This is a genomic window from Fictibacillus barbaricus, from assembly GCF_014635025.1.
GTDB lineage: Bacteria > Bacillota > Bacilli > Bacillales > Fictibacillaceae > Fictibacillus > Fictibacillus barbaricus.
Genome location: NZ_BMCE01000002.1, coordinates 1,529,676 through 1,550,296, shown reverse-complemented (window position 1 = coordinate 1,550,296; position 20,621 = coordinate 1,529,676). Strand labels below are relative to the sequence as shown.

22 protein-coding genes and 1 pseudogene are annotated in these 20,621 nt (G+C 42.0%); 18 read left to right on the top strand and 5 right to left on the bottom strand.

Annotated features, from left to right (window positions below; all coding sequences use genetic code 11):
* The first annotated feature begins 6 nt into the window (after positions 1-6).
* A complete protein-coding gene (locus IEV52_RS17350; RefSeq protein ID WP_188403728.1) occupies positions 7-783 on the top strand; it encodes an enoyl-CoA hydratase-related protein in 777 nt (258 codons plus the stop codon).
* A 68-nt stretch (positions 784-851) separates the two neighbouring features.
* Positions 852-1,739: a phenylacetic acid degradation operon negative regulatory protein PaaX gene (paaX, locus tag IEV52_RS17345; protein WP_188403727.1), complete on the top strand. Its 888-nt coding sequence runs from the start codon at positions 852-854 to the stop codon at positions 1,737-1,739.
* Between the two features lie 332 nt (positions 1,740-2,071).
* Here the strand turns inward: paaX and IEV52_RS17340 are convergent, their stop codons facing one another.
* The gene (locus IEV52_RS17340) at positions 2,072-2,587 is read right to left on the bottom strand and encodes a gamma carbonic anhydrase family protein (RefSeq protein WP_188403726.1); all 516 of its coding nucleotides are present in this window, start codon (positions 2,585-2,587) and stop codon (positions 2,072-2,074) included.
* 46 nt (positions 2,588-2,633) lie between these two features.
* On the opposite strand from IEV52_RS17340, the gene IEV52_RS17335 reads away from it, so the two are divergent.
* From IEV52_RS17335 to IEV52_RS17320, 4 genes and pseudogenes are all read left to right on the top strand, one after another.
* Complete coding sequence (locus tag IEV52_RS17335) at positions 2,634-3,605, top strand: NAD(P)H-dependent flavin oxidoreductase (RefSeq protein WP_338083025.1); 972 nt, start codon at positions 2,634-2,636, stop codon at positions 3,603-3,605.
* Positions 3,606-3,643: 38 nt separating this feature from the next.
* Complete coding sequence (locus IEV52_RS17330; RefSeq protein WP_188403724.1) at positions 3,644-4,978, top strand: sodium-dependent transporter; 1,335 nt, start codon at positions 3,644-3,646, stop codon at positions 4,976-4,978.
* Positions 4,979-5,070: 92 nt separating this feature from the next.
* On the top strand, positions 5,071-5,790 hold the full coding sequence (locus IEV52_RS17325; RefSeq protein ID WP_188403723.1) for an SDR family oxidoreductase: 720 nt from the start codon (positions 5,071-5,073) through the stop codon (positions 5,788-5,790).
* A 139-nt stretch (positions 5,791-5,929) separates the two neighbouring features.
* A pseudogene (locus IEV52_RS17320) lies at positions 5,930-6,370 on the top strand (AhpC/TSA family protein); the annotation flags it as partial.
* A gap of 198 nt (positions 6,371-6,568) precedes the next feature.
* Here IEV52_RS17320 and IEV52_RS17315 read toward each other — a convergent pair.
* Positions 6,569-6,976, bottom strand: a complete 408-nt coding sequence (locus IEV52_RS17315; protein WP_188403721.1) for an HIT family protein — start codon at positions 6,974-6,976, stop codon at positions 6,569-6,571.
* A gap of 154 nt (positions 6,977-7,130) precedes the next feature.
* Here IEV52_RS17315 and IEV52_RS17310 point away from each other — a divergent pair, with 154 nt between their 5' ends.
* The 12 genes from IEV52_RS17310 to IEV52_RS17260 all read left to right on the top strand — a co-directional run bounded on the left by IEV52_RS17310 (position 7,131) and on the right by IEV52_RS17260 (position 18,109).
* Complete coding sequence (locus IEV52_RS17310) at positions 7,131-7,526, top strand: thioesterase family protein (protein ID WP_188403720.1); 396 nt, start codon at positions 7,131-7,133, stop codon at positions 7,524-7,526.
* 110 nt (positions 7,527-7,636) lie between these two features.
* Positions 7,637-8,737, top strand: a complete 1,101-nt coding sequence (locus tag IEV52_RS17305; protein WP_188403719.1) for a Leu/Phe/Val dehydrogenase — start codon at positions 7,637-7,639, stop codon at positions 8,735-8,737.
* A gap of 15 nt (positions 8,738-8,752) precedes the next feature.
* Positions 8,753-9,817 (top strand): pyruvate dehydrogenase (acetyl-transferring) E1 component subunit alpha, encoded by a 1,065-nt coding sequence (gene pdhA / locus IEV52_RS17300; protein ID WP_188403718.1) that lies wholly within the window; start codon positions 8,753-8,755, stop codon positions 9,815-9,817.
* Complete coding sequence (locus IEV52_RS17295) at positions 9,817-10,812, top strand: alpha-ketoacid dehydrogenase subunit beta (protein ID WP_188403717.1); 996 nt, start codon at positions 9,817-9,819, stop codon at positions 10,810-10,812. The genes pdhA and IEV52_RS17295 overlap by 1 nt, the downstream gene beginning before the upstream one ends.
* Before the next feature lie 13 nt (positions 10,813-10,825).
* Entirely contained in the window at positions 10,826-12,100 is a 1,275-nt protein-coding gene (locus tag IEV52_RS17290) for a dihydrolipoamide acetyltransferase family protein (RefSeq protein WP_188403716.1), read from the top strand.
* The gene (lpdA, locus tag IEV52_RS17285) at positions 12,101-13,534 is read left to right on the top strand and encodes a dihydrolipoyl dehydrogenase (RefSeq protein WP_188403715.1); all 1,434 of its coding nucleotides are present in this window, start codon (positions 12,101-12,103) and stop codon (positions 13,532-13,534) included. It begins immediately after the preceding gene.
* A 176-nt stretch (positions 13,535-13,710) separates the two neighbouring features.
* Positions 13,711-14,775 carry an undecaprenyldiphospho-muramoylpentapeptide beta-N-acetylglucosaminyltransferase gene (locus IEV52_RS17280; protein ID WP_188403714.1) on the top strand — a complete coding sequence of 355 codons (1,065 nt, stop codon included), beginning with the start codon at positions 13,711-13,713 and terminating at the stop codon, positions 14,773-14,775.
* 81 nt (positions 14,776-14,856) lie between these two features.
* The gene (locus IEV52_RS17275; protein ID WP_373869427.1) at positions 14,857-15,582 is read left to right on the top strand and encodes an AzlC family ABC transporter permease; all 726 of its coding nucleotides are present in this window, start codon (positions 14,857-14,859) and stop codon (positions 15,580-15,582) included.
* A complete protein-coding gene (locus tag IEV52_RS17270; RefSeq protein ID WP_188403713.1) occupies positions 15,575-15,880 on the top strand; it encodes an AzlD domain-containing protein in 306 nt (101 codons plus the stop codon). The genes IEV52_RS17275 and IEV52_RS17270 overlap by 8 nt, the downstream gene beginning before the upstream one ends.
* A gap of 95 nt (positions 15,881-15,975) precedes the next feature.
* The gene (locus IEV52_RS22610; RefSeq protein ID WP_268234785.1) at positions 15,976-16,107 is read left to right on the top strand and encodes a hypothetical protein; all 132 of its coding nucleotides are present in this window, start codon (positions 15,976-15,978) and stop codon (positions 16,105-16,107) included.
* Positions 16,108-16,243: 136 nt separating this feature from the next.
* Entirely contained in the window at positions 16,244-17,104 is an 861-nt protein-coding gene (locus tag IEV52_RS17265; RefSeq protein ID WP_188403712.1) for a Cof-type HAD-IIB family hydrolase, read from the top strand.
* Positions 17,105-17,251: 147 nt separating this feature from the next.
* Positions 17,252-18,109: a glycerophosphodiester phosphodiesterase gene (locus tag IEV52_RS17260; RefSeq protein WP_373869426.1), complete on the top strand. Its 858-nt coding sequence runs from the start codon at positions 17,252-17,254 to the stop codon at positions 18,107-18,109.
* A gap of 134 nt (positions 18,110-18,243) precedes the next feature.
* Here IEV52_RS17260 and IEV52_RS17255 read toward each other — a convergent pair whose 3' ends face one another.
* From IEV52_RS17255 to IEV52_RS17245, 3 genes are read right to left on the bottom strand one after another with little or no spacing between them, the layout of a single operon-like run.
* On the bottom strand, positions 18,244-19,308 hold the full coding sequence (locus IEV52_RS17255) for an ABC transporter permease subunit (RefSeq protein WP_188403711.1): 1,065 nt from the start codon (positions 19,306-19,308) through the stop codon (positions 18,244-18,246).
* Complete coding sequence (locus IEV52_RS17250) at positions 19,298-20,182, bottom strand: ABC transporter ATP-binding protein (protein ID WP_188403710.1); 885 nt, start codon at positions 20,180-20,182, stop codon at positions 19,298-19,300. The genes IEV52_RS17255 and IEV52_RS17250 overlap by 11 nt, the downstream gene beginning before the upstream one ends.
* Complete coding sequence (locus IEV52_RS17245) at positions 20,166-20,570, bottom strand: GntR family transcriptional regulator (protein ID WP_188403709.1); 405 nt, start codon at positions 20,568-20,570, stop codon at positions 20,166-20,168. The genes IEV52_RS17250 and IEV52_RS17245 overlap by 17 nt, the downstream gene beginning before the upstream one ends.
* Between the last annotated feature and the right edge of the window lie 51 nt (positions 20,571-20,621).

Below are 20,621 nucleotides of genomic sequence, written 5' to 3'. Positions count from 1 at the left end.
ACCAAAGTGAGTGCTATTTTATACGAAGTAAAAGACTTTGTGGCTTATGTGACGTTAAATCGCCCTGAAGTGCTTAACTGCTTCAACTATTCCACGTTAAAAGAGCTCGAAGAAGTCGTTGAAGACATTCATCATAACAATGACGTTCGAGTTGTTATTTTTACAGGTGCAGGAGAAAAAGCGTTCAGTGCAGGTGCTGATCTTAAAGAGCGCCGTACGTTAACAGAATCAGAAGTACGCCGAAATGTACGAAAGATCCGCGATGTGTTCTCTGCTGTTGAAGCTCTGCCGCAGCCGACGATCTGTGCGATCAACGGTCATGCGTTCGGTGGAGGATTTGAACTCGCACTTGCATGTGACCTTCGAGTTTCTGTTAGAGAAGCGTCGATGGGATTGACAGAGCTTAGCTGGGCGATTATTCCTGGTGCTGGCGGAACACAGCGCTTGCCGAGGCTGATCGGTCAGGCAAAAGCGATGGAGCTTATCTTAACGGCGAAGAAGATGATGGCCGAAGAAGCTTTCTCATACGGCATCTTAAATCAGGTTACATCGAGAGAAGAATTGATGGCTGTTTGTGAAAACTATGCTTCGCTTATCATGAAAAATGGACCTGTCGCAGTTCAGCAAGCGAAGTATGCGATCAAACACGGAACGGAAGTGGACCTTCAAACAGGCCTTGCGATAGAGGCAAAAGCTTATGAAGTGACGATTCCAACAAAAGACCGAATGGAAGCATTGGTCGCATTTGGTGAAAAAAGACCGCCTGTATTTAAGGGAGAGTAACTTGTTTCTGTCTCTATTGTTCTGGTAGGATTGTACAGACGATAACAGGTACAAATGAGGGTATGAACATGCAGAATAGTTTAAACACACGCTCCATGATCTTTACGCTTTACGGAGATTATATCCGGCATTATGGAAGTGAAATTTGGATAGGCAGCCTGATCCGCTTGTTAGAAGAGTTTGGCCATAATGAACAAGCGGTCAGAGCAGCGATCTCAAGAATGAACAAGCAAGGCTGGATCGCAGCCAGAAAACAGGGAAACAAAAGCTATTATTATTTAACAGAACGCGGCAGTAAACGAATGGATGAAGCCGCGAAAAGAATCTTTAAGGTACAGCAGGAACCTTGGAACGGCGAATGGTTGATGTTCACGTATACAATTCCTGAAGAGAAAAGAAGCATAAGGGATGAGCTTCGAAAAGAGCTCGTATGGAGCGGATTTGGCTTGCTCGCCAACAGCTTTTGGATCTCACCTCATCCGTCTTCTGAACAAATTCAGGCCATGATCGATAAGTATGATATTAAAGATTACGTGCATTCGTTTACAGCGGTTTATAACGGACCGAATGAAAATGATAAGCTTGTTTCAGAGTGCTGGGACCTTAATGATATCAATCAAAGATACAATGAATTTATTGTGGCGTATTCGCAAAAGTATGTAATCGATAAGAACAAGATTGAAAAACGAGAGATGACAGACGGAGAATGCTTTGTAGAACGAACAAAGCTTGTTCATGAATATCGTAAGTTTCTCTTCATCGATCCAGGTCTCCCGCAGGAACTTCTGCCATCTGAATGGCTTGGAGATCACGCGGCATCTCTGTTCAGTGATTATTACCGGGCATTAGCAGGACCTGCCAGCCGTTTCTTTGAGAGCATCTATGCTGAGGGAAATGAATTAAAGAAGAACACGAAATATGATGTGCTGAACCACCCGCTTATTCAGGAAAAATAAAAAGCACTTTCGCGGATTACTAACGAAAGTGCTTCTCATTATTTTTGGGTGTTTTCGTAAAGTTGTTGCTCTTGGAAGTGTTGATTTCCGTTTCAGGATGCTCGCTTTCCGCGGGGCGAGTTGTGAGCCGCCCTTAGGAGTCTCCCATTCAAGGAAGCATTTGTGCTCCTGCGTCTGCAAGCTAATCCAAATGAAGCTGGCTTCCTCGTCGCATGCCTTGCGAGAAGTATTCTCAGGTCGTTGGCACGCTAGTCCCGCAGGAGTCTCGCACCTTGCGCTCCAATCAACTTGTCAATGAAATGACTAAAAGCAGCAATCTTTAGAAAAGAGGCTTATTTATTCAGCTGTTCTGCAAACTGCTTTCCTTTGTCATAATACGTGTCGATCGTAAGCTGGATCAGTTTTAGATCTTCATCGTTCAGTTCACGGATTATCTTTCCGGGAGAACCCATGACCATGACACGAGGAGGAATTTTTTTGCCCGGCGGGATAAGTGTATTTGCTCCAATAAATGCTTGTTCACCAATTTCAACGCCATCGAGGATCGTGGAACCCATACCAACAAGTGCACCCTTTTTTATCGTGCACCCGTGCAGGATCACATTATGCCCGATAGATACTTCATCTTCTAGCACAAGGGGATACCCTTCATACAGATGAAGGGTGCAGTTGTCTTGAACATTTGTTTTTTTACCGATAGAGATGGGTCCTTCATCACCTCGAAGAACAGAGTTAAACCAGATGCTAGACCCTTCACCGATTGTTACATCTCCAATGATATGAACACCCGGAGCGATAAAAGCGCTTTCATGAATGTCTGGCGTTTTTCCGTTAAATGTGTATTTCATAATGAGCCTCCCTAAATGCAGGTTGATAGGTTCAGTATAACAAAGGATAGAAAGGGAGGTGGAGAAATTGAATCCGATCTGCGAAAAATTAAACATTCAGTATCCAATCATTCAAGGCGGAATGGGGAACGTCAGTAATGCCGAGCTTGCCTCCGCGATCTCCAATGCAGGTGGAATGGGAACGATTGGTGCAGGAACAATGTCACCTGAAGAGGTGGAAAAATTAATCATTGCTACAAAGGGGATGACAGATAAGCCATTTGCTGTTAATGTACCTTTAACAGTTGCATCGAACGTAAAAGAAATTTTAAAGCTTCTGATCAAACATAAAGTGGAAGCTGTTTCCTTATCCGCAGGCAATCCGGCACCATACATACCAAAATTAAAGGAAAATGGTCTGAAAGTGATCTGTGTTGTTGCTTCTGTCTACCATGCAAAAAAAGCTGAAGCAGCAGGTGCTGATATACTAGTGGCAGAAGGATACGAAGCGGCAGGACTGAACTCACCTTATGAAACGACAACAATGGTGTTATTGCCGCAAGTGAGCCGAAGTGTGACCATTCCTGTGATCGCAGCCGGCGGTATTGCAGATGGAGGCGGATTAGCTGCAGCCTTTGCATTAGGTGCTCAAGGCGTACAGATGGGGACTCGTTTCATCGCGACGAAAGAAGCACCGTTTCATGAGATCTACAAAACATCTCTAGTAGAGGCGGATGATACGAAAACGCTGATCGTCGGCAGAACAACTGGAAAGATCAGAAGAATTTACAATACGCCTTATGCCCAAAAGTTGATCCAACTGGAAAGGAAGGGTGTTACACCTGAAGAATTTCTAACACACACTTCAGAAGATCATCATATTTTAGGAGCTGTAAAAGGCGACTTGGAGAACGGTTTTATAAATAGCGGGCAGATCGCTGGTGCGATCAACGATGTTCCAAGTGTGAAAGAGCTGCTCGAAAACATAATGAAAGAAGCGAAAGAAACAGTTAGTTTGTTAAACGAGCGTCTAAAATAAGCTAGTTGTATACGTACCAGGGGAGGAATTTCTTACATATGAATCACCAAGATCAATGGACATCGAAGTTAGCCTTTATTTTAGCTGCAGCAGGATCCGCAATAGGGCTCGGAGCAATTTGGAAATTTCCATATGTAGCAGGTACAAGTGGTGGTGGAGCCTTTTTTCTTATCTTCTTATTATTTACGTTCTTAGTGGGTTTTCCGCTTTTAATGGCTGAATTCGTCATCGGACGCGGAGCACAAAAAGAGGCCGTTTCAGCTTATCGAACGATTGCGCCAGGTTCCGCATGGCCATGGCTAGGCAGAATTGGTGTAGCAACTGCCTTTATTCTTCTTTCGTTCTACAGTGTAATTGGCGGATGGATTGTCCTCTATCTGGGCAAAAGTTTTTCAGGTGATTTTTTTAATAATGACTTTAATAAGATGTTTGGGGAATCGATTTCAAGTACGTGGCCAGCCGTAATATCACAATTTATATTTATTATTATTACTATCTTTGTTGTAAGCCGGGGAATCAAGAACGGTATTGAAAAAGCAAATCAAATCATGATGCCTGCATTATTTGTATTATTCGCTGTATTGATTATCCGCTCGTTGACTTTAGATAACGCGATTGAAGGGATAAAGTTCTTCCTGCTCCCTGATTTCTCAGAGATCGGCGGAGACGATATCCTTTTCGCACTCGGTCAGTCTTTCTTCTCTTTAAGTGTAGGTATATCAGTAATGGTTACGTACAGCTCTTATTTGAGTAAAAAGGAAAGTCTTACAAAATCAGCAACAATGATCGTATTATTGAACGTGTTGATTTCGTTGCTTGCAGGCTTGGCGATTTTCCCAGGCGTATTCTCGTTAGGACTTGAACCGACAGAAGGGCCAGGATTATTGTTTGTTGTTCTTCCTGCTGTATTTGATCAAATCGTGTTCGGACAGTTTTTCTTTATCGTTTTCTTGGCATTATTCCTGTTCGCAACATTAACATCAGCGTTCTCCATGCTTGAAATCATTGTAGCATCCATTACAAAAGGAGAGCTTGCGAACCGTGCGAAATGGTCTTGGATTATCGGACTTCTTATCTTCGCTTTCGGTGTACCATCCACATTGTCTTATGGAATTTGGTCAGACTTTACGCTGTTTGACAAAATTATCTTTGATCAGCTGGACTATTTAGTCAGTAACATCCTTCTGCCGTTGGGTGCATTCTTCATTGCCCTTTTTGTAGGCTATAGATATCCGAAAGAGATGCTATTGGAAGAGTTTAGAGCAGGATCTTCTGTATCAGTAAAAGGATTTGCGCTTTGGCTGATGCTGATTCGCTATGTAGTACCAGTGGTTATTGTAATTGTATTCTTAAACACGCTTGGATTGTTTTAAAACGGAGTGACGCAGACCGAATTGGTGCTGCGTCTTTTTTATCCTTATAATAGAGCATAATAGTCATCCAGCAGGGAAAGGAAGGTTTAATCATGCTTAAAGAAAAGATTGCAGTAATAACAGGTGCTTCACGCGGTTGCGGAAGAGCGATCGCAGAGAAATTAGGCAAGCTCGGCGCAAAGTTAACAATTGTGGGGTCATCGGATGATATTTTTAAAACAGCAGATGAATTAAAAAACAAAGGCTTTCACGTACTGGCTGTAAAAGCAGATGTAACGAAAGAAGAAGATGTGGCTGATCTATTTAAACAAACGTTTGATAATTATGGACAAGTTGATATTTTAGTAAACAATGCGGGTGTGGGTCAGTTTAAGTTGGCAGAAGAGCATTCTTTAGCAGATTTTAAACATATGTTTGACGTTAACGTTCAAGGTGTATTCTTATGCAGTACAGCTGTTGTTCCACACATGAAAGAACGTAAAGAAGGTACGATCATTACGATCTCGTCTGATGTTGGCCGCAGGACTATTGCGAATGGATCTGTATACACGGCAACAAAATACGCCGTTCAAGGATTTTCAGGTTCTCTTGCACAAGAGCTTCGTGAATTTGGAGTTCGAGTAGGCACAGTGAATCCTGGTGCAATTGACACGTATTTTGCTGATTCCGAGCCCGGCCTTGATTTTAAAGAAGACTGGCTGAAAGTGGATGATATTGCAGAAGCCGTGGCATTCATGGCAAGCGCGTCGAAACATATGGTCGTTGATGAAATCATGCTTCACCCTCTATCTCAGGAGTATCCGAACGTTTAAAAAGGAGGATTTTCGGATGGATCTAAATCAAAAAGTTGTTTCAGTTGAGAGTTCAGAGTCACCTGTGCTTCATGATCTGTTTGGGAATGACAAAACGCTTGTTGCTTTAGTCAGGCACCTTGGCTGACCGTTCTGCCAGCATTTCCTTGCGCAGTTGCGCAAGTCATATGAGGAGTTTGAGAGATTAGGAGTAAAGGTGGTAGCCGTTTCACCGGCAGATCGTGGGCAGATTGAAAAGTTTTTAGATGTGCATGGGCCTTATCCTTTTGAAATTTACGGTGATCCTGAACTGAACGTGTACCGTGAGATGGGGAACCACCGCTTTACGACAGTAAAGAGCTTGATGTATGTCGGTGCTAGCATCTTGAGCGGTAAGGCGAAATTAAGCGATATTGTGCCAAGAGAAGAGAAGAAACGAGAACTTTTCTTTAGTGCTGTTAAAAATCAGGATGTGAACGTTCAAGGAAGTTCTTGGCTGTTTGATCGAGACGGAGAGGTTTTGTGGAAGCACCTGGATGATTCACCTAAGGATCATGCGAGAGTGAAAGGAATCTTGGAGCAGGTACGGAAACTAGGATAAAAATAAAAGCTGATACTGCATGTCCCATAGTGTTAGGGTCTCTGTATCAGCTTTTTTATGAAGTAAGCTAGGGCAGAAGTCTTTTATCACGGAAAAATCAGTGACAATCACGGGAAAAACAGTGATAATCACGGGAAAATTAGAATCTATCACGGAAAAAAGAATATAAATCACGGAAAAACAGGTAGTGTCCTTTTATCAAACTCGACTTCCCTTGCCAGGCCTTCGGTTTGCCTCTGACTTGATCCATGCTCGGATTCCTTTTCCAGCAAGGGGCTCATCACTAAATCGCGGAATGATATGAAAATGAGCATGCGGGATACTTTGTCCGCCAACGGGCTTCACGTTCCAGCCCGTGCTATAGCCATCTGGTCCATACACCTCATCCAGTAATTTCTTCGCTTTTTGCATCAGATCATATGTATCAAACCATTCTTTTTCACTTAAATCAAATACCGTCTCCTTATGCTCTTTAGGAATGATCAATCCGGCACCTTCTAAGATATCCTGAGCTTTTGGACTTTGAAGGAAATAACAGCTTTCATTCTCAAAAACTATTCTTTGTTCTGGAAAATTCATCGGATTACAAAATAAACATTCTTTCATCGGTAAAATCACCTCCAGTTTCATTTTTGCATATTTTTCATATTTCTTACAAATGGAACAATTCAGGCGATTCGTTGACCAGGTATCACACAAAATGATATGATAACGTTAAGAAAACGTTATATAAATTAGATGAAAGATATGAGGTGTGAGCATGAAACCAGGCATGGAGGTTGGCCAAAAGGCTACCATCACAGCTACCGTTACACCCGATATGTTTGCTCAATTTGAGGGGAAGCTGGTTCATCCAGCATATTCGACTGTCAGCATGGTCTACCATATGGAGTGGGCTGCCAGACAGATCATATTGCCATATCTTGAAGAACATGAAGAAGGAATTGGCGGAGGCATAGCTGCAAAACATATGGCTCCAACACCAGAAGGCGCTGAATTAAAAGTTACAGCTACGTTAAGAGAAGTAAAAGGGAAAGCTGTTATCTGCGATGTGATCGTCTATAACGGAAAAGCCGTTGCAGGCGAAGGAGAAGTTACACAGTATATCTTGCCAAGAGCGGCGATCGCACAAAAAATTGAAGAGATGAAAGTTTAATATTTTTTTGCAATTTCATGAAAGCGCTTACACTTTAAAGCAGCAAAGTGTAGAAGGAGAAAAGTAAACAGATTCAGAGAGAAATAGAGATATACTAGGGGGATTTGAGCATGTTTGAGAAAATATCACAGCACGAGCAAGTTGTTTTTTGTAACGATCCATCAACAGGTCTCAAGGCGATCATTGCCATCCATAACACGACATTGGGGCCAGCTCTTGGCGGATGCAGAATGAGGCCGTATAAATCTGTTGATGAAGCATTGGAAGATGTTCTTCGTCTCTCCAAAGGAATGACCTATAAATGTGCAGGTGCAGATGTTGATTTTGGCGGCGGAAAATCCGTTATTATCGGAGATCCCTCAACTGACAGCACACCAGAGTTGTTCCGCGCATTCGGACAGTTTGTCGATTCATTAAACGGCAGATTCTATACAGGTACCGATATGGGAACGACTCCAGATGATTTTGTTCACGCGTTAAAAGAAACAAACTGCATTGTTGGTGTTCCAGAAGAATACGGCGGTAGCGGTGACTCATCTGTTCCAACTGCTCAAGGGGTAATCTATGGTCTGCAAGCAACGATTCAGACACTTGAAGGTACTGACGAACTAGCGGGCAAATCTTATTCGATTCAAGGACTAGGAAAAGTAGGATTTAAAGTGGCGGAACAGCTGCTTGCTGCAGGAGCACAAATCTATGTTACGGACATTAACGAGAAAGCGTTAAAGCTTATTCAGGAAAGAGCCGAACTCCTGCCGGGGAACGTAGAGGTTGTGGAAGGAAACGACATCTATGGAGTGGACGCAGATGTTTTTATCCCTTGTGCGCTTGGCGGTATCATTCACGATGAGACGATTGAAAAGCTGAAAGTAAAAGCAATAGTAGGAAGTGCGAACAATCAGCTCCTAGAAGATAAGCATGGACTCTATCTCCAGCAAAAAGGAATCCTTTATGGGCCAGATTATATTGTAAATGCCGGCGGACTGATTCAGGTTGCTGATGAGCTTTACGGACCTAACAAAGCCCGAGTCTTAACAAAAACGAGAGCGATCTATGACAGCTTAATCCAAATTTACAGTGAGAGTACGAAGAACAGCATCTCTACAATGGAGGCTGCTAACCGCTTCTGTGAAGAGAAGATGGCTGCCCGTTCAAAACGAAACAGCTTTTTTGCTCATAACCGAAGACCAAAATGGCAGGTTCGAAACTAAGGAGGGATTCAATCCATGGAAAAGCTATTTCCAAAATTGCAGATTATTAATGAAAACGGTGAATGGACGGATGAAACATATCGCGGTGAGATCACAGAAGAACTAACGAAAGAACTGTATACGAAGATGCTTCGTTCCAGACTCTTTGACCGTAAAGGCGTGAATCTTCAGCGTCAAGGAAGAATTGGCACGTACGTTCCTTTTGAAGGACAGGAAGCATCACAGATTGGCAGTGCCTTGGCGATGGGTGAGGGTGACTGGATGTTTCCAACTTACCGTGATCATGCGGCCACGATGACATTTGGTCATTCATTAAAGACACTGTTCCTTTATTGGAAAGGCCGCCAAGAAGGCTGTATCCCGCCTGAAGGAAAAAATATTTTCCCTCCTGCAGTGCCGATCGCATCACAGCTTCTTCACGCAACAGGGGCAGCTTGGGCTGAAAAATTAAAAGGAACGGACCGCGCATCTATCGTTTATTTCGGTGACGGAGCTACATCGGAAGGCGATTTTCACGAGGGCTTGAACTTTGCGAGTGTTTTTAACGCACCAGTTGTTTTCTTTAACCAGAATAACGGTTTTGCCATATCTGTTCCGATTGAAAAGCAGATGAAAAGTAAAACGATCGCCCAAAAAGCAGTAGCTTACGAGATGGAAGGTGTTCGTTTAGACGGTAATGATGTGTTCGCCGTTTATTTCCATACACGTACAGCGGTTGAACGCGCAAGAAAAGGTGAAGGGCCAACATTGATTGAAGCAGTAACGTGGCGATATGGCGCACATACAACGGCTGATGATCCTTCAAAATACAGAAATCAAGATGAGTCAGCAACACGGCGTGAGACAACCGATCCTGTTTTAAGGCTCGAGCGCTTTATGAAGAATGAAAATATGTGGGATGAGAAGTGGGCCACAGAACTTCAGGAGTCTTTAACAGCTGAGATTGAAGCAGCCGTAAAAGAGATGGAAGAGACACCAGCTCCACATTATAACGATGTGTTTGATCATGTGTTTGCGGAAAATCCATGGCCGATTGAAAGCCAAAAAGAAGCATACGCTCATTCAAGAGGTGATCGCTAATGACAACGGCAGTAGATACAAAAAAGTTAACGATGGTTCAAGCTGTCACAGACGGCATGAGAGTAATGATGAAAGAACAAGAGAACGTAATCGTACTTGGAGAAGACGTTGGTCAGAACGGTGGAGTTTTCCGTGCGACTGACGGTCTTGTGGCTGAATTCGGTGATCATCGTGTAATCGATACGCCGCTTGCAGAGTCAGGCATTATCGGGACGTCAATCGGGCTTGCGATGAACGGATTTAAACCGATCGCTGAAATGCAGTTTTTAGGTTTTATCTATCCTGCATTCAATCAGATCATGACACACGCGTCTCGAATCCGTGCAAGAACGCTGGGTGCTTTTACTGTGCCAATGGTTATTCGTGCACCGTTTGGAGCAGGAGTTCGTGCACCTGAAATTCACTCTGATTCCGTTGAAGCACTTTTTACAGGGATGCCAGGAATGAAGGTTGTCGTTCCTTCTAACCCTTATGATGCAAAAGGAATGCTGATCTCAGCCATTGAAGATCCAGACCCTGTTCTTTTCTTAGAACCGATGCGGTGCTATAGAAGTACGAAAATGGATGTTCCAGATGGGAAATACAATGTTCCACTTGGAAAAGCAGCTCGTCTTCAAGAAGGTGACGATGTAACGATCTTTGCATACGGCGCGATGATCGACGTCGTGACGAAAGCAGCGAAAACGGCTGAAGAAAAAGGCATCAAGTGTGATGTGATCGATCTTCGTACCCTTTATCCGCTTGATAAAGAAATGATTGCAGAGAGCGTACAAAAAACAGGCCGTGCGGTTATCGTTCATGAAGCACCAGGAACGGGCGGACTTGGCGAGACGATCATGTCGCTGATCAACGATACATCTTTCCTTTATATGAAAGCACCGGTTGAACGCGTAACTGGTTTTGATACACCGGTACCGATGTTTGCTCTAGAAGATCACTATCTGCCTAGTGCGGAACGTGTTGTACAGGCGATTGAAAAAGTAACGCAATTTTAGGAGGTGGATATGAGTGGTAGAAGTTAAATTGCATGATATCGGAGAAGGTATGCATGAAGGAGAAGTCATTCACTTTTTTGTAAAAGCGGGGGATTCCGTAAAAATCGACCAGCCGCTAGTGGAAGTGCAAACTGACAAAGTGACGGCCGAACTGCCTTCACCTGCAGCAGGAACCATCAAGGACATCAAAGTAAAAGAAGGCGACGTGGTAACGGTCGGTTCTGTTATTTTAACGATCGAAGCGGCTTCAGCAGGAGAGCCATCTTCACAAAAAGAAGAAGAGGCAACTGCTCCAGAGCAGCCGGTGGAGGATAAAATTGTTGCCGCACCGAGTAATACTGCATTCGGTGGTGGTATTGCAACGCTGAACAAACGCGTTCTAGCCGCTCCCTTTACAAGAAAAATTGCTCGTGAAAACGGTGTGGATATTGAACAGATCATTGGCACGGGACCAGGCGGACGTGTAACCGATCAGGACGTTTATAACTTTATCCAGAACGGATCTGCTCCTGCAGTAAAAGACGAAGCGGCAAACCTCACAGCAGATAGTAAGGTTGAAGCACCTTCATATGCTTCAAAAGATGCAGAAGAGATTCCTTTTAAAGGACGCAGAAAGCAGATTGCAAAGAAAATGGTACAATCGCTCGCGACTATACCGCATGTTACACATTTTGAAGAAATTGATGTAACAGCAGTTATGGATCTGAAGAAGCAGCTTAAAGCGATGGATCCTGACAACAAACGAGGAATGAACGTTTCTGTTGCAGCTTTCTTTGTAAAGGCTATTCAGATCGCATTAAAAGACTTTCCGATCTTCAATGCGAAGCTTGATGAAGAGAAGGAAGTCATTCGTTTAGAGAAGAACGTAAATATCGGAATTGCTACAGACTCTGATGAAGGTCTGATCGTTCCTGTCATCTCACATGTAGAACAGCGAAATGTAAGAGATATCGCGCACGATATGAAAGATAAGATCACACGTGCAAAAACGAACAAACTAAAGGGTTCAGATCTGACAGGCGGAACATTTACCATTTCCAATGTTGGTCCTCTTGGTTCGATTGCGGCAACTCCGATTATCAATCATCCAGAAGTAGCACTGATGGCTTTTCATAAAACAAAGAAAACGCCAGTGGTTGTTGGAAATGATATCGTGATCCGTTCGATGATGAATGTGTCTATGTCCTTTGATCACCGTGTGGCAGATGGAGCGACAGCAGTTATGTTTACGAACCGTGTAAAAGAACTCATCGAGAACCCATACTTCATGACACTGGAGCTGATTTAGATGGTTGTAGGTGATTTTGCAACAAAACGGCAGCTTGTTATTATCGGAGGCGGACCCGGCGGGTATCATGCAGCGATTCGTGCAGCTCAGCTTGGAATGGAAGTTACACTGATCGAAAAAGAAAAGCTTGGCGGCGTTTGTCTTCATAAAGGGTGTATTCCTTCTAAAAGCCTGACGCAGGCTTCAGCTAATTTTTCGGGGCTATCGCAATACAAGCAGATGGGGATCTCTGTCCCAGAAGCAAGCTTTGACTATAACACCTTCTCAAACTACTATTCTTCTGTAGTAACTGGGCTTCAAAAAGGTGTCGAAGCACTGATTAAAGCGAATAGAATTGAGCACCTGACAGGAACAGCATCCTTTATGTCATCAGAACGAATAGGGATTGATTCAGGTCACCATTTCGAGATGTACGATTTTGAACATGCGCTTATTGCAACTGGCAGCTCACCGCTTTTGCCTAAAGATGCATCTCTATCAAACCGGCTGATGACACCACACACATTATGGGAGTTGAACGAGCTCCCGGAAAGTCTCCTCATCTATGGTGAAGACTATTTCGTACTAGAAGCAGCCATGGCATATAAACAGCTTGGCAGCGAAGTAACGGTCGTGATTCCGTCTGACGGATTTGGTTTAGATGCCAGTATCGAAAAAGAACTGCTGCGAGTTTTGAAAAAAAATAAGATTAAAGTTTTTAAGAATCATCTGTGGGAATGTGCAGAGGAAGCTGCTGATACAGTGACGGTAACACTGAAAAAAGACAGCGATGAAAAAGTCTCATTTGAAACATCACATGTTCTGTTTGCGGCCGGTTATTCTCCAAATGTTGAGAGTCTAGGTCTTGAGGCGATCTCATTAGAACGTGATGAGAACGGGTTCATTATCGTGAATGAGCAAGGACAAACAAGTGTTTCGAACATTTATGCAGCCGGTGACTGTACGATTGGAATGAAACTTGCATCTAAAGCGATCAAGCAAGGAAAAACGGCGGCTGAACATATGGCAGGACAGCACTCAGCGTTTAATTTAAGCCTGGTTCCTTACGTGGTACACACGAATCCGCCGATTGCGTCAGTCGGTCTGACAGAAGAACAGGCGCGTGCTGAAGGGTATGAAATAAAAACCGGACAGTTCTCCATGAGCGGGAACGGCTTTGCTTCAATCCTTGGACAAAAAGAGGGATTATCCAAAATGGTGATGGATGCAAAAACGGACGTCATTCTTGGCATTCACATGATGGGTGCTGGAGCTGCTGAAATGATTCAGGCAGGAACTTATGCGCTAGAGATGGTGGCTAGAGAAGAAGATCTGGCTTATCCTGTATACGCACATCCAGCTTTGAATGAAGCCTGGCTTGAAGCGGTTGAAAGCTTAAACGGTAAAGCAATCCATGTACCGCCAACACGCAAAAAAGAGAAAAGTTCGGTCTGAAAGAGGAAGAAGCGGTCAACATGGCCGCTTTTTTTAATTGAAAATGAAGCCACATAGAATTAACTCACAATTATCATTCAACTGCCATTTTCTTTTTTTAGCCACATATATTAAAATGGCGATAAGATAAAATTCGTTTAAAGCCGGCGGATATACAAAGAAGTGAGGAATGCTTTTTGAAGAAATTAGTTTTAACAGGCGGTGGTTCTGCAGGACACGTAACCCCGCATCTAGCATTAATACCAAAGTTAGAAAAAATGGGATGGGACCTGCATTACATCGGTTCTGTCGATGGAATAGAGAAGAGTTTGATAACGGAAGGCACAAATGTTCCTTATTACGGAATTTCAAGCGGGAAGTTAAGACGCTATTTTGATTTGAAAAATATAAAAGATCCGTTTAAGGTAGCAGCGGGTGTTCTGCAAGCTTATATGAAACTAGGAAAAATAAAACCGGATGCTGTTTTCTCAAAAGGAGGATTCGTAGCCGTTCCAGTTGTGATTGCAGCCTGGATGAGAAAAATCCCTGTGTATATTCACGAATCGGATATTACACCAGGACTTGCGAACAAAATATCTTCAAAGTTTGCTTCCAGGATTTTTGTTACGTTTGATGAAGCGAAAAAGCATTTTGCATCAGGGCAAGCCATCGTAACGGGCTCTCCAATACGAGACGAGCTTTTACAAGGATCTAAAGAGAAAGGTTTATCTTTCTTAGGCTTTCGAAATCATTTGCCTGTGCTGACGATCATGGGTGGAAGCTTAGGTGCACGAAAAATCAATGAAGCACTACGCGAAGCACTCCCTGAGTTGATTCGTTCCTATCAAATCGTACACATTTGCGGAAAAGGAAATGTGGATCAAAGTCTAACGAACACTGAGGGATACCGTCAGTTTGAATATATTCAAAGTGAACTGCCAGATATTGTTGCGGCGACTGACTTTGTTATCTCACGTGCTGGATCGAACAGTATCTTTGAGTGGCTAACGCTTAAGATTCCGATGCTCTTAATCCCACTTTCAAGAGCGGCTAGCCGGGGGGACCAGATACTCAACGCGCAATCATTTGAAAAACAAGGCTATTGCCATGTTTTGTATGAAGAAGAACTAACGAAAGTAACACTGCTTACTTCATTAAAAGATTTAAAAGCAGATCAAGAAAACATTAAGAAAAACATGGAAAGCTTCAAGGCTTCTGATAGTGTGGACCTTATCTTAAGAACGATCACAGGCCAGAAATAATTGTAAGGGGTCTGTCCCGGGACAGACCCCTTACAATTCAGGCACAATTTTACATCATACAAAGACGGAGATGAAAAAACGATGATGCCAAGCCCTGCTATGCCTAGAGAACATTCACCTGCCCATTGGAAAAAGGGTATTTCAGCTGGATTACCGATTGCTATTGGTTATATGCCTGTTGCGTTCACATTTGGTCTACTTGCAAAAGCAGCAGGCTTAAGTCTTTTTGAAACAGTAGGAATGAGTATTATTGTTTTTGCCGGTGCTTCTCAATATATTGCATTATCGATGATTGCTGCTGCAAGCGGTGCAGCAGAACTGATCCTTACCACCTTTATTATGAACATTCGTCATCTCCTGATGAGTGCTTCTCTTAAGGAGCGAGCAGAAGATGATCCAAAATGGTTAAAAGCTATTTACGCCTTTTTGATAACGGATGAAACCTTCTCAGTTGCGGCTACTTCCACAGAAAAGAAGATCACAGGAAGCTATTTGCTTGGTCTCGGTCTTGTTGCATACAGTTGCTGGGTGATTTTTTCAGGTGTAGGATACGTAATGGGATCTGGGTTGCCGGAATCCCTTCAAGCTAGTATGGGGATTGCACTTTATGCCATGTTTATTGCATTACTCGTTCCAGCAGCCAAAAAGAGCAAGAAGGTAATTGCTCTTGCTGGAGTTGCTGCTGTTTTAAATTATTTATTTTCGCTGATCCCAGCTTTAAGCGGGGGATGGGGAATTATTTTATCAACCCTTATCGCTGCTGTGTCCATTGAGTTCTTTATAAAAGGGGATGATAAAAGTGAGTGATCAATTAATATGGGTAATCATCGGAATGGGAATCGTTACATACATTCCAAGGATGCTGCCTCTCGTTCTCTTTCATACGAACAACCTGCATCCAAGAATTCAGGGCATTCTAAAAAATGTACCCTTTGCTATCCTAGGTGCTCTTATTTTCCCTGGTGTACTTACCATTAATCCAGATTCCTATCTATACGGATTGATTGGGGCAGCAGCTGCTTTTATCGCCGCATGGCTGAACTTAAATGTTATCTTGGTTGTGTTAACCTCTATATTAGTTTTGTACGGTTATACGTTTCTGTAGCTTATTGTCATAATTTACTTTGTGAATAATACACCTTATTAATTGAATTTCTAAAATAGCGGGCGTATAATCGCTATAAAAGGAGGAGATTCAAAATGCCTCATTTATTACGATTTATAGTGATTGGCTTATTCTCTATTTCAGCATTATCTGTATTGTCGTTCCAAGCCGTTGAAATATTTTACGCTGTCACAGATATGGTGCAATCATTTATCTACAAAGATTAAAACATTGTAAAGTTGGGGAGCTAATTATAGCTCTTTTTTTTGATTATTGATAAGCTTTATCCACAAAGGATTATGATTAGATGGCCTTCACTTATGGGTAAACTTACTAATGGACTAAGCAATAAAGGATGATTAGATGAAATTAATCGCAATTGATATGGATGGTACGCTGGTTAATAAACAGTTAAAAGTGACAAAAGAAAACAGCGAAAGAATTTCAAGTGCTGTAAAAGATGGACATCATGTTGTGATCGCAACTGGCCGTTCTTATGATGAAGCAAGACATGCATTAGAAGAAGCCGGTCTTCATCTGCCGCTTATTTGTGTAAATGGAGCCGAAATGAGATCGGCTGAATGGGACATTCTTTCTTCTATCCCGTTAACGTACTCACAATATGAAGAAATCAAAAATATTCTGGATGAAGAAGATATTTATTATGAGCTTTACACGAGCAAAGGAACGTATACCGACAATCGTGAAAAAGCCTATGAAGTTATGAAAGATATCGTTCTAACATCAAATCCGGAAGCAACGGATGACGATGTTCAAAAAGCTGCGCTGCGCCGATTCCGTTTGGGCTTGGTGAGTGTAGTAGGAGACTTTGAAAAACTGATGGAACAAAGTGATCTAGAAGTATATAAGTTCCTTGCCTTCTCTAGTGATACGGCAAAACTCCAACGTGCTTTTCAGCATTTAAAAGGGGTAGAGGACCTGGCTGTCAGTTCATCTGCTGACAACAACTTAGAGATTACAAACAGTGAAGCGCAAAAAGGGGTAGCTCTTAAAAGGTACGCTGAACTTAAAGGGATCCCTTTAGAAAATACGATGGCGATCGGTGATAACTATAACGATGTTTCCATGCTTGAAATAGCGGGATTTCCGGTTGCTATGGGAAATGCCGTAGATGAAATTAAGGAGATGTCCGTATTTGTAACAAAGGAAAATGACGAGAGTGGTGTCGCATTTGCCATTCAGAAATTTTTAGAAAACGAGTAAAGTTTAAAAAAGCTGGTTCAAACAATCGGACCAGCTTATTTCTATACACATCTTTACATGTATTTTACTTAACGGTAAAGGTGCCTACATACTCCCTTGTTAAAGTGACAAAGTAGTTCACTTATGACAAAGGGAGAGTGTAACATCGTGAAAAAAGCATTCAAAATGACCGCAGGAGCTCTTGCGTTAAGTCTGACATTCATGGGGGCTGGATTTACAGTGGCTGATGCAAAAGAGAAAGATAAAGAGATTCTAAACGTATCGCACCGAGGAGCTTCCGGACATGCTCCAGAACACACCATCACATCTTACAAAATGGGTGAACAAATGCATGGAGACTATATTGAAGTCGACCTTCAGATGACAAAAGATGGTGAATTGATTGCCATGCATGATGAGACATTAGACCGTACAACGAATGGCACAGGCCAAGTAAAAGATTATACTTTAGAAGAAATCAAGCAGCTTGATGCAGGAAGCTGGTTTAATCAAAAATATCCAGAGAAAGCAAAAGCTGAATATGAAGGGCTAAAAGTTCCTACCTTACAAGAAGTTTTCCAAACGTTTGGGAAGAATGCAAACTATTACATAGAAACAAAGTCACCTGAAGTGTATCCAGGTATGGAACAAAAACTTGCAGACATGGTGAAGGAATACGACATCAACAAAGATACATTATTGGTCCAATCCTTCAGTGCTGATAGCTTATTAAAGATGAACCAAATTGATCCGTCAATGAAATTAGTTCAACTTATGTGGTATACATCCCCAGCTGCATTAACTGATGCAGAAGTTCAAGTCATTAAGCAGTATGCCATTGGAGTTGGGCCGAACAGCGCTATGATCGATCAAGAATACGTACAAAAAGTGGTGGAAAACGGACTTGAGATTCACCCTTATACCGTAAACGATAAAGACGAAATGCAGAAGTTGATCGCTTGGGGCGTAACAGGCATGTTTACCAATTTCCCCGATCTTTTACATGACGTAAAAAAAGGAAAATAGAACGAAGGAAAGCAACTGACTAATAAAGTCAGCTGCTTTTTTCTATTCTTACAAAGACTGCTTCACCATCATCTTTAAGTTCTTCCTCCGACAAGCAAAAAGAGCGGACTGGTTTATGTCAGCCGCTCTTTGTTTTATCTGCTCAATTTAAATCGCATATTCATTAATTTTCTGAGTACCGCATAGCTGAGTACGCCGCCTATTGCTGCAGATATATAATAACCGATAAGGGACGGGGTGTCATACGTTCCGAAAAGACCTCCGCCAATCATTCCAAAGGCAAGTGCAAAACAAACAATCACACCAACACTGAAGAATCCTTTTCCTTTTTCAAAAACAAGCAATCTTCCGTTGTTTTCATTTTTCGTTCTATTAAATAACCAAATCCCAAGCGGAAACGTCACAGCTAAATAAATGAGAGGTGACAGCAATACAAGATAAGAAGGCATTCTCGTATAATCATTTGCCACACTATTCAGTTGCATGGCATCTGTATAGTAGGAAAATTCAAAGATTGGTGCGGGTAATGTTGCAATGATCATAAAGTCACCAAACGAATTAAGCGAGCTGTTGATATCATGCACCATATCAACTCCAATACCATGATACATCAGGAAAGTCCCAAGCAGAGAAAAGAAACCGATCGGAAAGAATAAGAATATTGAACTAAGAATAAACTGAGACACAATACTTCCTGAGATCGTTCCAATAAACATACAAAATGTAAAAATTGCGATAGCGTAAGGGATTATCAGAATCATAAACTTCATCAGAAATGAGGGATCTACTCCGATTTCAGATAAAAAGGTAAACCTTACGACCAGCATGCATAATAAGAGATTGACTAAAAGGGCTGTGGTTATATGGACAACACCAAACATCCATTTTGATAGATAGATATCTTTTCGTTTAAAAGGCAATGAAAAAGTTAGATCCGTAGAGTGAGTCGACCGTTCCAAGCCGATTAACAATGCTGCAAAACCAATGAGAACGATTGATAAGAAGAGACCAGTGGTCATACCTTGGAAACTATAGCTTAAGTAGGCTTCATCTTGAGGAAACTTTTCTAATTGGGAATGCAAACTTTGAGCATCACCGAACATCGTAAAAGGGAGGAGGAAAAACAAAGATAAGTAGACGGCCCAAACGGCTGGGCTTGCTAATTTTTGATTCCTCATCCATAACGCTTTATGAAACATGTGATTCACCTCCAAGGGTTGAAATAAATATATCTTCAAGTGTCATAGGAAGCTCTTCAAGTAATAAAGGATGCTCCTGCTGCATTTTATTAATTGTTTCTTCGATATTTCCTTTAATCATCAGGGTATACACTCTGCCGGTTTGTGAAAGAATGTTCACATTGTGTAAGTGAGCAATTTTTTCAGGAAGGGAGTGTGTATAAACAACCTGAACTTTTCGGAACGATGATTTAGCTTCTTCAATAGAAGTGGTCGATTCAATTCTTCCTTCTTTGATCATAACAAGAAGGTCAGCCATCTTTTCCACTTCTTCTAGGTGATGTGAAGAGATCAATACACTTAATTGTCGTTCACTGACTTCTTCAATAATAAATTGCAGAATATTTCGTTTTACGATAGGATCCAATCCGTTGGTAGGTTCATCTAAAATAATAAGATCTGCTTTTGTTGAAAAGGAAAGGATCATTAAAAATAGCGCCTTCATTCCCTTAGAATATGTTCTTAGTTTCTTATTTTTCGGAAGCTTGAATCGATCCATAAGCGAATAAAAATACATCACATCAAAGTCTTCGTAGATCGCGTCATATAGCTTCACAATTTCTTTGACGTTATAGCTCTTTAGAATTTCAGTAGAATCAGGTACATACGTTATCTTTTGTTTGATTTCTGGCTCTTTATGGATATCGATCTCGTTAAAAGATACTTCGCCTTCATCAGGATCTAGGATGCCTGCGATTATACGAAGCAAGGTAGATTTTCCAACACCGTTTCTGCCGACAAGACCCGCAATCATACCTGGCTGCAGTGTGATATCTACGTTTTCTAACACTTGGTTACCATCTATTGTTTTATTTACATTACTCACTTTCAACATGACTGTTTATCCCTCCAAGCTCATCAGAATACTTTTGTAACCATTGAGATAATGTCTTATGATCAATGCCTAAATAAGAGGCCTCGATAACGAGTTGCTTAAACTGCTGCATCAGGGCATTTATCTTGTGTTCATCTGCTCTGGGGGTAATGGAGGCAGAGACGAAAGTGCCTTTTCCGCGCAGCGTTTCAATGATTCCTTGCCGCTCGAGTTCTTGATAGGCCTTGCTCACTGTATTCGGATTGATTAATAACGTTGCAGATAGTTCCCTTACCGAAGGCAACTTGTCTTTTGGCAACAAAATTTCCTTCAGAATTAATTCCTTAATCTGATGGACAACTTGTTCCCAAATGGGTGTATTGCTCCGGGGATCTAAATTTAAAATCATAATTATCCCACCTTTATATACTACAGTGTATTACTGTGTATAGTACACTTA